This window comes from Sphingobacteriaceae bacterium (assembly GCA_002319075.1).
In the GTDB taxonomy this organism is placed as follows: Bacteria; Bacteroidota; Bacteroidia; order B-17B0; family Aurantibacillaceae; genus Aurantibacillus.
Map to the genome: position 1 here is coordinate 2054933 of NVQB01000001.1, position 14928 is coordinate 2069860.

Genomic DNA, 14928 nt, shown 5'->3' on the forward strand with positions numbered 1-14928 from the left:
TTTACTAAATCCAAGTTACACATTTGAGCGCTAACCCGCAAAAGGACGGTTTGCTGTTAGCGCTCGTTTATTTTAGTCCTTTGTTTAAGAATTCAATAAAGTCTTCTGTCTTACCAGTGTAACCAATTTCGGAAAGAACTTTGCCTTTTTCGTCGATGATGTAAAAGTAAGGTTGGTAACTAGATTGAAAATTGTCAGCCTGAATTCTAATGAATTTTTTGCCGACAGTTGAATTTGATTCTTTATCTTCACTTTTGTCGTCAGTGTATGCGACAAAATACGCGAAGTTTTCAGTCAATAAATTTTTAACATGATTGTCGGTTAAAATTCGATCGTCCATTTTTCTAGCGCTAACACAAGCATAACAGGAAAAATATATAAGAACTCTTTTTCCTTTTTCTTTGCCGGTTTTAATGGCACTTTCAATGTCAACAAGCTTACTGAATTCGATTTTTTCAGGAGGTGCGAGTTGAGAAATTTCCTTTGTCGAGGAATATTTTGCATAAGCCTCTCGATAGGTCATTCCCTGCGAAGGGTTTGACTGAATATAGGTTTTAAAACCCTTCAAGTCTGATTGAGATAAACCAGCTTTCAATAATAGTTCTTTATCTTTTTCAAACTCGTCTGCCGATACAATTTTATGTTCAAGAGTCTTAGAAGCAATAATTGCGTCCCGAAATCTTGAATAATTATCGGTCTTTTTAAATGCATTAATACTCTTTAATATCGTATTATAAGTGACTTTTTTGTCGTTTGTCAGATGCTGAATCATTATTGAACCTAACATTGGTCCCGTAAGTAATTCGTTGTCTATGGAATCCAGTTTGCCGCAACTTCTGAGAATGTCGAAGTCAATTTGCAAAGAGTCATTTTTCTCGGCAACACTGTGGCTTATGAAATAAGGAGTCTTCTCAAGAATTTTCTTACAGTCGGCAGTGTTCTGTTGTCCGCAGGAGGTTAACGAGAATAGTAAAAATGCAGATATTATTTTTGTCGTCATAAATGAGTGCTAACGGATTGCAGCTAGGCGCCCGCGAAAAAACGATTTCGCAGATGCTAAAAAGTTACAGTGTCACTCCCGATAGCTATCGGGAGTGAAGTTAAAATAAAATACGCATTTGCAAAACTAAAACGGTTTGCGAAGCAGACAAAATATTTTGCAAATGCATGTGCCAATGTCCGCTGGCGCCTCGCTGCTGTTAGCACTTGTAGCGGGCACACAATCTCACGCTGATTTTTAGTCCTAAGTCGGTTTATATATTGCGAATGAAAGTCCAGCGCGAAGAGTACTTGTCCAAGTAATTCGATTTCCGTAGTTGTAAGTATTATCATAAACGCCTTTTACAACTAAGTAGTTGTAGCCAAACCCACAAGTTAAATAAATATAGAAACGCTTCATGAAATTAGATTCAATGCCAACACCATAAGTATTTATGAGAGATTTATTTTTTAATTCAACAGCGTCATTGCAAACATATTTATTTGAATAGGCATAAGGTCGCGCATAAAGCCCACAACCGTTTTGAAATTGAATGTATTGAAAAGAAGTGTTTATAAAGAAATTATGTCTTTTGTCGGGCTTTAAAAAGTGATAGCGATACTCTCCTTGCCCACCAATAACTAAAGGATATTGTTCTTTGTCATACCTGGGACCCATAAAATAAAAGTCCGTACCGATGAGAATTTCTTGTCGTTTAAATTTAATGTTTAAATATGGTGTTGCACAAATGGATGGAAAGTCACCATAAGCTGTTTGAAAAGGGACTGTCGAGCTGATACCAAAACCTATTGAAGTCGGCTTTTTTGTCTGAGCATTTACGTCTGAGTGAATAAACCAGATAAAAGCCGTCAGTATACTAATTGATTTCATGTTGTCAAAACGAAAAAAAGATACTTTTATTGTCGTTGAATTGTCTGTGGGAATGTCCTCCGCTATGAGTGCTAACGGATTTCAGCCTTGCGCCGCGCCGCTTCCGCAATGTTACAAATGTACAAATGTCCAACGAAATGCTAAAATAAAAAGATGCCCGGCATGACGCCACACTTGCGGTTATAAGTAGTTGCCGCCACACTTTTTTTTTCTGGTCACGTGTCCGCTAACTTTACTATTTGGAATTAGGATCAAAGTCATCAACCCATTCTATAATATCAGGGTCTTGCGTCGAAAAAATAATTGTTTCGCTGTCGCCTTCGCTAAAGTGTTTTTGCGATAGATGGTCAGAATATTTTTTGTCATTAAAGTAAAAATCAAAAAATGCAAATGAAGAGCCCTTACCCAAGTGTCCGGTTTTTGTGATTACTACCTTTTGCGTCTGCCCAAATTTTTTTAGTTGATTGAATTCATGATTGTGAAATAGAGTGATATATGAATAGGAGGAAATTACAAAGAGGAATAAAAATAAGGAAATGTAAGTTATGTTTATTAAGTGGATTTTTCTACCAACTTTATTTTTCAATTCTTTATAGTTCAAAGAATTGGAAAGTGTTGAAAGGTTGTAATTATATTCACAAGGAATAATTAGCCTAGTCAATGCAACCCCGCCGAAAAGACTGCCGAAGCCAACTAGAAAAAATGCAAGGATTCCAAAAAATCTTGCACTACCATTTGTCCAGCTAACAGTAAATGCAATAAATACACCCAAAGATGTCAAGCCGATATAGAATAAAAAATTAATAAAAGTTTTTAATTTTGTCATGTGTTTTGTCAGTCGAAGGGTCTGCTGCAATTACTTATAACGTATTGCGGCCTTGAGGCGTTTTTTGCTAAGTCCATTTATGCATTTGAGCGTTAACCCGCAAAAAATGGTGGCAAGGGTGCTGTTACCAGCTGGGCTTTTTCCTTCGCGTCTGGTTATTTTACTTCGGTTAAGTATTTATATGTGTCGCCCGATCTTAACAAAACATTTTCACTCCAAAATTTGTTGTCGTCAAGTTTGTCGAATGAAAAATTCCACACTGTCAAAGTATTGATTTGGTCCATAAAACTTGGTCCCAATTTGGAGTTTTTGAAATTGTCAGGATTAAGATAAGTCCATTCGTAAGTTTTGTAATTGCTGTCTTGGGGTAAGAGAACAAAGTAGCGAATAAACATATCTTTGTTTTTTTCTTTAACTTTTATAGGGCAAAGAATGACTTTTAAGTCTGTGGGATAAACTAACAGAAAATCCTTTGACATTTGTTCAATAGAAACAATTTCGTAGTTGTTTTGAGTTTTCAATTTGTCTGCAAGCGGATTAATATACTTGTCGATAATTTCCTTTTCTTTTTTGCTCGCAAATTCTTCACTTTCTTTTCGTAGATGGTTTGCAACCATTTCATATAAACCGATGTAAGGTCGATTGTTTATTTCATCTGTCTTCCAAATGGAAACACCATACTTCTCCCAGTCAGGATCTTTTGTAAGGTCCGGTACTTTTTTGAATAGTTTTGTTTCCCAAAAGTCTTGATTAAATTCCGTTGAATTTGTTTTGAAGAAATTCCATTGTTGTAAGTTATTAAAGAATTTTTGTTGCCCATCATTTAATGTCTTTGCTTCAAAATATGTCACGTTCGATTTTTCATAATACCATTTTTCTTTGTACTTCAAACCTTTAACGATATATCCGTAAGTTTTTGGAATGTCGTCTAAAAATCCTTCGTCTTTTATGTCTTTACTTGAAATAATATTTACATTTTTATCCTTGTTATTATCTTTTAACGTCTTGAAGTCTTGTGCGGAAACTTGCTCTAAAAAAAAAGCGACAAATTTACTTTTGTCGGCGCTAAATAGTGCTTGGTAAGCTATGTCAATATTGATGTTGCTGTCTAAAGGTGAAATAATATTTTTAACCGATTGCTTTTCGAAAGTTTGATTGAAATAACTTTTCATTAAAACATCAAATCTTTCTTGCTGCAATTGTTTTTCTCTTTTTAATGTAGGACTATTTGATGCAATAGTATAAATAACTTCTTCCAATGCTTGGGATAGAGCATTATTTAAAGTGCAATTAATAGTTTTGTCTTCACAAGCAAATTCAAAACCTGGATTACTCCAGTCGCCAATGTAAGTTTTGTCCAGTAGTATTGACTTTGAAGCGTTGTCATAAAGCTGAACCGTAATTTTTGCGTAGTTAATTTTATTCTCTTTGTATAGTTCAATTGAAGCGAAATTTAAAACGTATTGAAATTTCTCCTTTTCGGATTGAGTTTTCAAGTCGTCCAATGCGCCACTACTTTTAGCGTCTTTAAGTTTTATTAATAGGTTAGGGAATTTCTCAAAAAAACGATACGCCAAAAATTGTTCGGAAATAAAACTTGCTTGTTTGAAAAAGTCAAGGTTTTTAGAAAAAGCTATTTCACTTTTGGTGATAATTTGTATATTATCTGGTTGCTTTTTAAAGTCGGGTGAATTAAGGGCCTGTTCCTGTTCCGAAGTATTTGTGTTTTTCTTTATTTCCTCGTTATAGTTCGTAACTTCTTTGTCAAACGCCTTCTCGTATTTTGTCACATTTGGTGCAAGAATTAGAATTTGTGGTTCGTAAACCGTCTGTCCAAAAGTTGCAGTTAAGGTCTGTAGAAATAATATGGTCGTTAAATGTTTCAATTTTGTCGTGTCGTTGTTTAGCCTTGCTGGTAAAGGACTCGGGGCTTGCGCCGGCCGCGTCTGCAAATGCCGCCGGTTGCTAAAGTGTTCCGATGTCCTCCCGATAGCTATCGGGAGTGAAGTTAAAATATTTTGAGCAAAAGCAAAACAATGTCACGCCGAAGGCGCCAAATTAAAATTGCTTTTGCATGTACAATCGTCCCGGCTGGCGCTATGGCCCAGTGTTATAAGTAGTAGGGTCAATAAGGACAAACTAGTCTAGAAGTATACAAAATTGAATTGGAAGATAGTTAACATTTCTATTTTTGTCGGTAAAATACATTGATGTCAAATAAACTGATGTCGGTTTTAACTCTTTTACGTGCCACTTAAGTTTTCGTAATATTGGTTCGGAATCCTGTCCTGTCGTGATACTAACTACTGACGAGCTGGTATCGTTGGAAACAATAAATTCCGCTTGATCGATCTTAAAATATTGACCAGACATTTTTAGATTAATATCGAATGTGCTTTTGTCGTCCAATTTGATGCTATCAGAAAAATGATAGAAAAAATGTTTGAATTTCTCTTTGTTTCCGGAGTAGTTAATCACAGATGCATTCCCTGAAGCGTCAAACTGTTCCTCTACAATGCCACTCTTAGGAAAAATTTCAATTCCTAATATTTTATTTGGACCTTTATGCATGGTCCTGATTACATAAAGTGCAAAATTCTCATTTGACGTGTAATAAACTTTACTCCGTTCAAGCGGATATTTACGTCCGAGAATAATTAGGGTGTCAATTTGTTTAGGTTGGCAATATGTTGTCAAAGTAAAAAAGAGAAATATTATCAACGTGGCTTGTTTCATATGTCTACAATGTCTTTTGTTGAATTCGTCCCTATTACTTATAACGTTGGGCGAACTGGCGCCGCCGCTCCCGATTACTATCGGGATTCAATGCCGCCGGTTGCTAATCCCGATAGCTATCGGGACGCGTGTCCTCCCGATAGCTATCGGGAGTGAAGTTAAAATAAATTACGCAAAAGCAAAACTGTGTCACGCCGCAACGCGGCACCAAACTAAAATTGCTTTTGTATACGCGATGCTGTCTCTTGTCCGCGGTGGCGCCACGTTTGCTGTTATGCGGACGTGTTTTTTTGTCCGTCTATTTAGCTAGAAAATCGAGGGACCCTTTTTTAATTAATTTCATATATTGTTTGGGATTATTATTCTTGTCGGTAAAAGAAATAACAGCACCGTCCTGACCAGCCCAATAAAGAAGTTGAAATGAGTCTTGGCTTACAATTATGTCCGCCGGAACATAAGATGCCGAAGTAGATTGCCAATCATTAATATTATTGTCGACCCATTTTGAAAAACGTATGTATTTCTCAGAATTAATAGGTAGTTCGATCTCACGTCCATTGAATAGATTTGAATTACTGTCAAGGACACTCACATATAAACTCGAATTTTTATTAACGTAGTCAAAAATATTAACGTCGGAAGAACAGGACGTCAAAATGAATATTGATAAAATTAAAAAAAGGTTTTTCAAAATTGAATTGTTCTTGAGGTGTCGTCCACAAACATGCCGCATAATGGACTCGGGCTTGGCGCCGCCGAAAAAACAATTTCGACGGTGCTAAAATGTTCCGATGTCGTCCCGATAGCTATCGGGAGTGAAGTTAAAATATTTTGAGCATTTGCATTTCAAAAATCCAGTGGATTTTTGAGAAAGTTAGTGCGAAAGCATAAAAAGTCCCGAAGGGCCCGCTGAAAAATTTGCAAATGCATGCACAGCCGTCCGCTGGCGCCACTAGCCCGTGTTACGTTTAGTGTGCCGTACACAGTTTTTTGTCGGTGTCTGCCTAGGTAATAATTTGTCCGGTGAAGTCGAATTTGTATTGATTATTTTCCCAGTCTTTTACCAAAATGTAATTTTCAGTGACGATAAAACCGTCATTGGTCTGCGCCACGAAAATGTCTCTCCCGCTCTGTTGCCAAAGAATTATACCATTTTTATCCAACATGCTTATTTCCATTTCTCCGTGAATTATGTAGTTGTCTAGATGCTTAAATATTTCAAAACATGTAATTCCGTCGACTTTTGTTTTCCATAATAAATTTAGGTCTGGTATTGATAAACAAAAGACAGAGTTTGAACAGCAGATTATAATTCGGTCTGGCTCGATAATTAATGAGTTCTCAAAAATTCCAGTCGAACCACCGTCAGCACCAATTACAGCACCCTTTAAAAGAACTTCGTCTTTGAAAATTTTAATACCATAGACAGAGGAAAGCCGATATTTTGATTCTGGAAAATGAATTGTTTCATAATCATTAACATTGTCTGCAGAGCCGAAGCGGTAAGTAGGATCGCTTTCTATTTCTATTTGATACTTGTCCGACGAAAAGTGAGGCATTGGTAAAATTGATTATTTGTCTGTGGAAATTTATTTTTCATTTCAGGGTCCCGGCACATTGAACATAACGTACCGCGAACAGTTTTCTGTGCCCGCGTCCGCGATGTTATAAATGTAGTAATGTCCAGCGAGATATTAAAATAGAAAATACCGGGCATAGAAACTGTTTGCTGTTATGCGATGCCAAGCCAGGTTTTGGACTTGTCCGCAAGTCAACCCGAAATAATAAAAAAAATTAAATGTTCAGACGTCGACCCGTAATAAGACGTCCGACCAAAACTCGAAATGAAAATTAAAAGCGTCGGGGCATTTTTGAAACGAAATGTTGTCCATGCAGGAAGCTAAAGTACGGGAGTCCAACCAGAAGCTAAAATGCGAAGATGCGTCGATGCACAAAAAAAAATGCATGAGCGAGAAAAGTTGAAGGCGGAAATTAATTCGTCCATAGCTTGTGCGGTCGCTGAGGGGTCGCCGCGAAAAACAAACTAACGAAAAGCCAACACAAAGTGTATGAGCGCTTCTGGTGTCCATAGAGAGGTTTGTTTTTTGTGAAGGTGCGAAGGTGTGCGTGTCGGTTTATTGTTAAGACGTCCGTGGCTTGGTTGCGCATAACGTACCGCGAACAGTTTTCTGTGCCCGCGTCCGCGATGTTATAAATGTAGTAATGTCCAGCGAGATATTAAAATAGAAAATACCGGCATAGAAACTGTTTGCTGTTATGCGATGCCAAGCCAGGTTTTGGACTTGTCCGCGCGTCAACCGAAATAATTAAAAAATTAAATGTTCAGACGTCGACCCGTAATAAACCTCCCACCAAAACCCGAAATGAAAATTAAAAGCGTCTGCGCATTTTTGGAACGAAATGTTGTCCATGCAAAATATTAAAGTACGGAAGTCCGCCCAGAAGCTAAAATGCGAAGATGCGTCGATGCACAAAAAAAATGCATGAGCGAGAGAAGTTGAAAGCGGAAATTTATTCGTCCAGAGCTTGTGCGTGAGGTGTGCGCCTGTCTGCCGTGCGTTGACTTGAGCGTTGAAGGCAGAGTCGCTGCGAAAAACAAACTAACGAAAAGCCAACACAAAGTGTATGAGCGCTTCTGGTGTCCATAGAGAGGTTTGTTTTTTGTGAAGGTGCGAAGAGTGCGTGTCGGTTTGTTGTTAAGACGTCCGCGGCTTGGTTGCACTCTAACGTTTGGCAAGCTTGCGCAGTGCGGCTTATGAAACTTCCTGTGTCTGCCCGCCGAAACGTTTATTAAATGTACAAATGTTTATTAGCAAAGCCAAACGAAAAAAAAGTTCCGGCGTCGGCCGGACAATAAATTGGCTTTGCGATGCGCCGAAAACCCGCATTGCGCAATTGCTTGCTGTTAGGCGGTCGCTTTTTAAGTTTTGTCAAAGTCATGCCAATTGTCACCGTGTATTTGTTTTAGTCTTACAATATCTTGTCTACGCGCTGCTATTTCAGAAAAATCTTGAGAGTTGCAAAACCCAAGCATCTTTAATCCCTTTTTTACGTCAGAAATTTTTTTTGTTTCCTTATTAAGAATTTTAAATATCTCTGGTAACATATGATCGAATTGGAAAATACAAAGATGTTTATGTCCATGATCGAGAGAGTCAGTAGGAAACCACGCCTCATAAATACTTTGTGTTAATTCAAAATTGATTTTTCTGAAATTACTTGGGTTGTCCAATTCAAATATTATGTCGAATTGCTTTGGGACAGAAAGGTCAGCATATGCATAAAGAGTAAATACAGCTATTTCATTTGGCTTTCGCGTCCATTTTGTAAAATTATTATATGGCCGTCCCTTTTCTTTGTCCTTGCACCGCTTTACGCACTCAGACTTCCAAATTTCGATAGCTTCATCAGAAAAATAAGTGTCTGCGAAAAGATACCTTTCTGAAGTTTTGCATTTTTCTTCTGTCTGCATTTATTGGAGTTTAAAGTGCCGCCTAACGGACTCGGGGCTTGCGCCGGCCGCGTCTCCAAATGCCGCCGGTCGCCGGTTGCTCAAGTGTTCCGATGTCCACCGTGAAGTTAAAATATTTTGAGCAAAAGCAAAACAATGTCCCACGCAAAGCGTACCAAATTAAAATTGCTTTTGCATACGGCAAATGTCCCGCGGACATTTGAGCGAGGCTTGTGCGCTGAAAGCTGTTCTTGTCCGGCTGGCGCTATGGCCCCGTGTTAGCACCAGTTACCGTCACACAGAATTGTCGGTTGTCTACAGGTCCTCTTGTGTAACGTGAAATTCACATTTAATGCTTTCTTTTCCGTGTTTTTTAAGTTTACTTTTGTTTGGAATTTTCCAATTGGTGCAGCTATTGTGGTCTTTTTTAATGACGCCCAAAGCTGAGGAGATATAAAAAATTTGAGTTCTGTCTGGGCAACAGTCAAAAGTTTTTTTATTGCCAAGACCACCAAATGAATTAACAAGAAGATTGTCGTTGGGTAGGATGTCTTGAATTATTGTGTCAACAGAATTATATGGGCCATTATTGTACGTAATTCTTAACGTTTGATTTGTCTCGTTAAATACTTTTATGTCGCCGTCAAGCGCGGGGTCGCAACTTGTCAAAGCGAAAAGTGCAAATAAAACGAAAATATCCTTAATAGTTCTCATGTCTACGGTAATTGGTGCTAACGGACTCAGGGCTGGCGCCGGCCGCATGTCACGATACCGCCTATGCTAAAATGTTCTGATGTCCACCGTGAAGTTAAAATATTTGGAGCAAAAGCAAAACAAAAGATGTCTGCCCGTAAAATTGCTTTTGCATGTTAAATCGTCCCGGCTGGCGCTACGCCCTGTGTTAGCTGTCTGGTGGCGGGTCGAAACTTATGTCTACACGTTTAAAATTGTCCTAACATGCTTTTGTACCGGACTAGCTCACCTTTTTTATTAAGAATAACTAGGACTTGACCGAACGAACCGTCATCGCTAGATTCAAATAAAATATAGTATTGATCGTTATGTTTAATAAATCGATAAATTACTAATCCAGGATCTCCAGTGCTTCCTCTGATTTTCTTCGGTACAGAAAAACTTGTTAAGTCGCTATTTTCTATAATTGACAGATTTCTGAATGCTGATGTCAAAACGGTAGAGTTCGAGACGAGCTGAGATGTGTCTGCGAAGGTCATTTTCTTTTTTGTCACATAACCGTTGGTAAAGTACCTGAAGTATTTAATTTGTTTATCAATTTTCGTTAAACTGTCCAGATGATATAAGGCAACTTCCTCAACGAATCTCTTTTCTTGTCCGAACGTTTTCATTGTCGTCAAGAGTAAGGTTAAAATTAAATATTTCCAGATGTTTGTCAAAATTCAATTATTTTTTTCGGATGTCCGTCCGCCACTTGCAGCTAACGTACCGCGAACAGTTTTCTGTGCCCGCGTCCGCGATGTTATAAATGTAGTAATGTCCAGCGAGATATTAAAATAGAAAATACCGGGCATAGAAACTGTTTGCTGTTATGCGATGCCAAGCCAGGTTTTGGACTTGTCCGCAAGTCAACCCGAAATAATAAAAAAAATTAAATGTTCAGACGTCGACCCGTAATAAGACGTCCGACCAAAACCCGAAATGAAAATTAAAAGCGTCGGGGCATTTTTGAAACGAAATGTTGTCCATGCAAAATATTAAAGTACGGAAGTCCGCCCAGAAGCTAAAATGCGAAGATGCGTCGATGCGCAAAAAAATGCATGAGCGAGAGAAGTTGAGGGCGGAAATTAATTCGTCCATAGCTTGTGCGGTCGCTGAGGGGTCGCCGCAAAAAACAAACTAACGAAAAGCCAACACAAAGTGTATGAGCGCTTCTGGTGTCCATAGAGAGGTTTGTTTTTTGTGAAGGTGCGAAGGTGTGCGTGTCGGTTTATTGTTAAGACGTCCGCGGCTTGGTTGCGCATAACGTTTTGCAGCCTTGCGCGCGTTTTTGCTAAGTCCAAGTTACGCATTTGAGCATTAACACGCAAAAATGGCGCAAGACTGCTGTTACCAGTAGTTGCGGACCCAATGGTACGTCTTGTTGGGTGTCCGCAGATTAACTATAAATTAAAGATGGAGTTGTATTTGATTAAGCTGTCGGGCTGAACAATGCCGTACTGTGAAAAGTCTTTTGAACTAATAAGCAACTCGTAATTGTCTGGATTGGTCGGGCAATAGATTACCGGGAAACCTTTTTGACAAAAACTGTTGAAGTCTGCGTTTTTAAGTCCTGTATATGTTTTTTCGCCGTAAATTGTTTTGTCACCTACATAGAAAAGAAAGGCAATTGATGCTTGGCCTTTGTCGGCGGAGACTTCGCACCAATATATGTTTCCGTATGTTATAGTATTGTTTGCTTTTAGTTCTCTCTTTTTATTTGTCAGAATGAAATACGATACAGCCATTAAGACAATTAAAGTCGCCGAAAAGATAAGAATGTATTTTTTTGAATTAGTCATTTTTACCGGAATGTCTGTCCGCCGCAATTACTGGTAACGTTCTCCAAGCAGGCGTCCGCTTTTTGCTTTGTCAAGTTACACATTTGAGCGTTAACACGCAAAAAGTGGTCGCTTGCTTGGTGTTAGGTGTCTGGTGGCGGCACACAGCTTTATTTTTTAAGTGTCTGCCGTAATGTGTCTGTAAGTTCTATTTTTCCTGTGCTCAAAAGTCTGCCTTTAATGTAAATGATATAATTTTGAAGCGTCGATTTTATTTCTTGTCCTAAGCTGTCGAGTTCGGCCTCTGCTATTGTGTCTGAAGCGTAAATAGAAAAGTCACTTTTTATTTCAGAAAACTCTTCGCAACGAAAGCCAGGAGATGCGCCACACAAACCAATGCCTATTGATTTTTGGTCAATTACTTTTCCGTTTTTGTCATATGTAATTAAATAAGGAAGGGCGCAGTCCGAAAGTCCGAGGCGAATAACTGCATAATAGTCGCCGTTTGTTTTAAAAGTGCAATAGGGCACCGTTCCGTCTTCGTTGTCACTTTGCAAACTGTCGGAATTTATTAAAGGCAATTTGAAGGAATCACCAAAACAGCCTTTCATCGTAACAGGAAGAGTTGTCTGCTTATACTTTTTTAAAAAGTCGGGCGTCTGCATTTGTTTGTCCGAAATGCTGTCCGCGGAATTGTTATTGCATGAGGACAAAATAATTGTCGAAAGGAAAAGTAAAAAGTATGTGAAGGTTTTTGTCATGAGTCTTTTTGTCTACCGAAATGTCAGTCCGCCACTTGCACCTAACGTACCGCGAACAGTTTTCTGTGCCCGCGTCCCCGATGTTATAAATGTAGTAATGTCCAGCGAGATATTAAAATAGAAAATACCGGGCATAGAAACTGTTTGCTGTTATGCGATGCCAAGCCAGGTTTTGGACTTGTCCGCGCGTCAACCGAAATAATTAAAAAAATTAAATGTTCAGACGTCGACCCGTAATAAGACGTCCGACCAAAACCCGAAATGAAAATTAAAAGCGTCGGGGCATTTTTGAAACGAAATGTTGTCCATGCAGGAAGCTAAAGTACGGGAGTCCGACCAGAAGCTAAAATGCGAAGATGCGTCGATGCACGAAAAAAATGCATGAGCGAGAGAAGTTGAAGGCGGAAATTAATTCGTCCATAGCTTGTGCGGTCGCTGAGGGGTCGCCGCGAAAAACAAACTAACGAAAAGCCAACACAAAGTGTATGAGCGCTTCTGGTGTCCATAGAGAGGTTTGTTTTTTGTGAAGGTGCGAAAGGTGTGCGCGTCGGTTTATTGTTAAGACGTCCGCGGCTTGGTTGCGCATAACGTTTTCCAAGCAAGAGCCGTGCCTGTCGTCCGTGTTGTTAAATGTACGAAAGTCCAGCGAAATGCCAAAATGCAAAATGAACAGGCATGGATTTTGCTTGGTGTTACCACCAGTTGTTTAATTGTCTGGCCTAAGTTTGTTGAAGAGTCCGTCTAATTGTCCGCTAACAACAAAAGAGAATTAATATAATCAGTGTCAAATTCAATTATGCTCATTTCTTTAAAAAGTACTGATTTCTTTTCAGCCCACTTAGCTTTAGTTGTCAAAGTTCTAATTATTATTGAGTCGTCTAAGACGTCGATGATCTTACCAATCCAAGTGATGTCGCCTTTTTTGTTGCTAATTGAAATCACTTTTTTTAGTGATTGAAGTGAACTGAAAACACTAGTACTATCGTCCAATATAATTTTCGGTGTCTTTGATTGCTTGGTTTTAATTAAAATTATTTTCTCAGTCCATTTATTTTCTTTGTCGTAGTAGTGTTTTTTAATAGAGGGATTATGAATCAACAAAAATCCGTCGCAGATGTAATCAACAACGTTATTGAAGGCTAAGGTCCATGCGTCTGAAGAGTTAATTATTAAGCCATGAACATTTGTCTTACGTGATTTAATGTCGAACGAAATATGTTTGTGAATCAATTTTGAGATTGTCATGGTAAATAATTTTATTTGGGTCTGTCCTACAATTGGTGGTAACTACCTTATACCATTACCTTTCTTCCTCCAATCTGGCGAATTTTACACGATTGGATTACCTTTTGTCCTCTTTGCTCTAAGGACTAATTCGGAATAGCATACTCAAATTTAATAATTTAATTTAAGTAAAAAATTATATCGGAATATGAATCCCCCACGTCCTTTTGTGCTTTAATTTAAACTCTCTCATCGAGCACGTTTTGCTGGTAAAAACAAAACCCTGAAGTTATCGCTTCAGGGTTTCGCACAAATCTCTAAACAAATAGCTAATATTTATTCAGACGGAGCATTCTCAGCGCTCAGTATGTCTTTGATCTTTTGTTCAATTTCATCCGCCAGATCAGGATTTTCAGCAAATAAAGATTTTACTGAATCACGTCCTTGCCCTAGTTTCGTGTCTTCGTAGCTAAACCACGATCCAGCCTTTTTAATAATTCCTTTTTCTACACCAATATCAATAATCTCTCCAACTTTGCTAATACCTTCGCCAAAAATAATGTCGAATTCAGCCTGACGGAAAGGTGGTGCCAGTTTGTTTTTAATAACTTTAACGCGGGCGCGGTTACCTGCAACCACATCGCCTTCTTTTAACTGACTTACTCTGCGAATATCCAAACGCACAGAAGCGTAAAATTTAAGCGCGTTACCACCGGTTGTTGTTTCGGGGTTACCAAACATGATACCGATTTTTTCACGCAATTGATTGATGAAAACACAGCAACATCCTGTTTTATTAATAGTACCGGTTAATTTACGAAGCGCCTGGCTCATTAAACGCGCTTGTAAGCCCATACGGCTATCACCCATTTCACCTTCTATTTCGGCTTTTGGCGTAAGAGCTGCTACAGAGTCAATAACAACCAAATCAACAGCACCGCTGCGAATTAAATTGTCAGCAATCTCCAGGGCTTGTTCCCCGTTATCGGGTTGAGATATTAAAAGGCTTCCTGTATCTACACCTAATTTTTCTGCGTAAAAACGATCAAAAGCATGCTCTGCATCAATGAACGCGGCTATACCACCATTTTTTTGACAATTTGCAATAGCATGAATGGCTAAAGTTGTTTTACCGGACGATTCTGGCCCGTAAATTTCAACAACGCGTCCTTTCGGTAAACCGCCAATGCCTAAGGCAATATCGAGACCTAATGAACCTGTAGAGATAACCTCAATCGCTTCGATCTTGGTATCACCTAATTTCATTACAGTGCCTTTACCGTAAGTTTTTTCTAATTTGTCCAATGTTAATTGAAGCGCCTTTAATTTTTCTGAATTCACAGTTTTTTTCTCCGTTACTTCCATTACATCTTCTGCGTTTTTCTTTGCCATGATATACTTATTTATAGATTACAATTTGTTTAGGGAAGTTACCAGTCTTTGATTTTCTTTCTGCACTTTCTTATTCACTCTTTACTAACTAATTTCCTCAACAAAAGTAGAGGCAAAGATAGCAGAGCCTTGCT

Annotated in this window: 15 protein-coding genes; 1 reads left to right on the top strand and 14 read right to left on the bottom strand. The window is 38.5% G+C overall.

Annotation, left to right across the window (positions count from 1 at the left end; translation table 11 throughout):
- Positions 1–67: 67 nt before the first annotated feature.
- From CNR22_09020 to CNR22_09040, 5 genes are all read right to left on the bottom strand, one after another.
- Positions 68–1000: a hypothetical protein gene (locus CNR22_09020; protein PBQ31904.1), complete on the bottom strand. Its 933-nt coding sequence runs from the start codon at positions 998–1000 to the stop codon at positions 68–70.
- Between the two features lie 243 nt (positions 1001–1243).
- Positions 1244–1870 (bottom strand): hypothetical protein, encoded by a 627-nt coding sequence (locus CNR22_09025; GenBank protein ID PBQ31905.1) that lies wholly within the window; start codon positions 1868–1870, stop codon positions 1244–1246.
- Between the two features lie 235 nt (positions 1871–2105).
- On the bottom strand, positions 2106–2696 hold the full coding sequence (locus CNR22_09030; GenBank protein PBQ31906.1) for a hypothetical protein: 591 nt from the start codon (positions 2694–2696) through the stop codon (positions 2106–2108).
- A gap of 155 nt (positions 2697–2851) precedes the next feature.
- Positions 2852–4582 (bottom strand): hypothetical protein, encoded by a 1731-nt coding sequence (locus tag CNR22_09035; GenBank protein ID PBQ31907.1) that lies wholly within the window; start codon positions 4580–4582, stop codon positions 2852–2854.
- A 253-nt stretch (positions 4583–4835) separates the two neighbouring features.
- Complete coding sequence (locus tag CNR22_09040) at positions 4836–5432, bottom strand: hypothetical protein (protein ID PBQ31908.1); 597 nt, start codon at positions 5430–5432, stop codon at positions 4836–4838.
- A 46-nt stretch (positions 5433–5478) separates the two neighbouring features.
- Here CNR22_09040 and CNR22_09045 point away from each other — a divergent pair, with 46 nt between their 5' ends.
- Positions 5479–5742, top strand: a complete 264-nt coding sequence (locus CNR22_09045) for a hypothetical protein (GenBank protein ID PBQ31909.1) — start codon at positions 5479–5481, stop codon at positions 5740–5742.
- Here the strand turns inward: CNR22_09045 and CNR22_09050 are convergent.
- The 9 genes from CNR22_09050 to recA all read right to left on the bottom strand — a co-directional run bounded on the left by CNR22_09050 (position 5731) and on the right by recA (position 14767).
- Positions 5731–6024 (bottom strand): hypothetical protein, encoded by a 294-nt coding sequence (locus CNR22_09050; GenBank protein PBQ31910.1) that lies wholly within the window; start codon positions 6022–6024, stop codon positions 5731–5733. The two genes, CNR22_09045 and CNR22_09050, sit on opposite strands and share 12 nt — an antisense overlap.
- Before the next feature lie 412 nt (positions 6025–6436).
- Positions 6437–6991 carry a hypothetical protein gene (locus CNR22_09055; GenBank protein ID PBQ31911.1) on the bottom strand — a complete coding sequence of 185 codons (555 nt, stop codon included), beginning with the start codon at positions 6989–6991 and terminating at the stop codon, positions 6437–6439.
- 1382 nt (positions 6992–8373) lie between these two features.
- The gene (locus CNR22_09060; protein PBQ31912.1) at positions 8374–8925 is read right to left on the bottom strand and encodes a hypothetical protein; all 552 of its coding nucleotides are present in this window, start codon (positions 8923–8925) and stop codon (positions 8374–8376) included.
- Positions 8926–9219: 294 nt separating this feature from the next.
- A complete protein-coding gene (locus CNR22_09065) occupies positions 9220–9666 on the bottom strand; it encodes a hypothetical protein (protein ID PBQ31913.1) in 447 nt (148 codons plus the stop codon).
- A gap of 179 nt (positions 9667–9845) precedes the next feature.
- On the bottom strand, positions 9846–10268 hold the full coding sequence (locus CNR22_09070; protein ID PBQ31914.1) for a hypothetical protein: 423 nt from the start codon (positions 10266–10268) through the stop codon (positions 9846–9848).
- 771 nt (positions 10269–11039) lie between these two features.
- On the bottom strand, positions 11040–11384 hold the full coding sequence (locus CNR22_09075; protein PBQ31915.1) for a hypothetical protein: 345 nt from the start codon (positions 11382–11384) through the stop codon (positions 11040–11042).
- Positions 11385–11587: 203 nt separating this feature from the next.
- Positions 11588–12178 carry a hypothetical protein gene (locus CNR22_09080; protein PBQ31916.1) on the bottom strand — a complete coding sequence of 197 codons (591 nt, stop codon included), beginning with the start codon at positions 12176–12178 and terminating at the stop codon, positions 11588–11590.
- A gap of 741 nt (positions 12179–12919) precedes the next feature.
- Positions 12920–13423, bottom strand: a complete 504-nt coding sequence (locus tag CNR22_09085) for a hypothetical protein (protein ID PBQ31917.1) — start codon at positions 13421–13423, stop codon at positions 12920–12922.
- Between the two features lie 315 nt (positions 13424–13738).
- Positions 13739–14767: a recombinase RecA gene (gene recA, locus CNR22_09090; protein ID PBQ34861.1), complete on the bottom strand. Its 1029-nt coding sequence runs from the start codon at positions 14765–14767 to the stop codon at positions 13739–13741.
- Positions 14768–14928 lie beyond the last annotated feature (161 nt).

What these genes read in the sequence shown, in the direction of transcription:
- CNR22_09020 (PBQ31904.1), bottom strand. Translation starts at nt 1,000, where the DNA reads ATGACGACAAAAATAATATCTGCATTTTTACTATTCTCGTTAACCTCC.
- CNR22_09025 (PBQ31905.1), bottom strand. Translation starts at nt 1,870, where the DNA reads ATGAAATCAATTAGTATACTGACGGCTTTTATCTGGTTTATTCACTCA.
- CNR22_09030 (PBQ31906.1), bottom strand. Translation starts at nt 2,696, where the DNA reads ATGACAAAATTAAAAACTTTTATTAATTTTTTATTCTATATCGGCTTG.
- CNR22_09040 (PBQ31908.1), bottom strand. Translation starts at nt 5,432, where the DNA reads ATGAAACAAGCCACGTTGATAATATTTCTCTTTTTTACTTTGACAACA.
- CNR22_09055 (PBQ31911.1), bottom strand. Translation starts at nt 6,991, where the DNA reads ATGCCTCACTTTTCGTCGGACAAGTATCAAATAGAAATAGAAAGCGAT.
- CNR22_09060 (PBQ31912.1), bottom strand. Translation starts at nt 8,925, where the DNA reads ATGCAGACAGAAGAAAAATGCAAAACTTCAGAAAGGTATCTTTTCGCA.
- CNR22_09065 (PBQ31913.1), bottom strand. Translation starts at nt 9,666, where the DNA reads ATGCGGCCGGCGCCAGCCCTGAGTCCGTTAGCACCAATTACCGTAGAC.
- CNR22_09070 (PBQ31914.1), bottom strand. Translation starts at nt 10,268, where the DNA reads ATGAAAACGTTCGGACAAGAAAAGAGATTCGTTGAGGAAGTTGCCTTA.
- CNR22_09075 (PBQ31915.1), bottom strand. Translation starts at nt 11,384, where the DNA reads ATGGCTGTATCGTATTTCATTCTGACAAATAAAAAGAGAGAACTAAAA.
- CNR22_09080 (PBQ31916.1), bottom strand. Translation starts at nt 12,178, where the DNA reads ATGACAAAAACCTTCACATACTTTTTACTTTTCCTTTCGACAATTATT.
- CNR22_09085 (PBQ31917.1), bottom strand. Translation starts at nt 13,423, where the DNA reads ATGACAATCTCAAAATTGATTCACAAACATATTTCGTTCGACATTAAA.
- recA (PBQ34861.1), bottom strand. Translation starts at nt 14,767, where the DNA reads ATGGAAGTAACGGAGAAAAAAACTGTGAATTCAGAAAAATTAAAGGCG.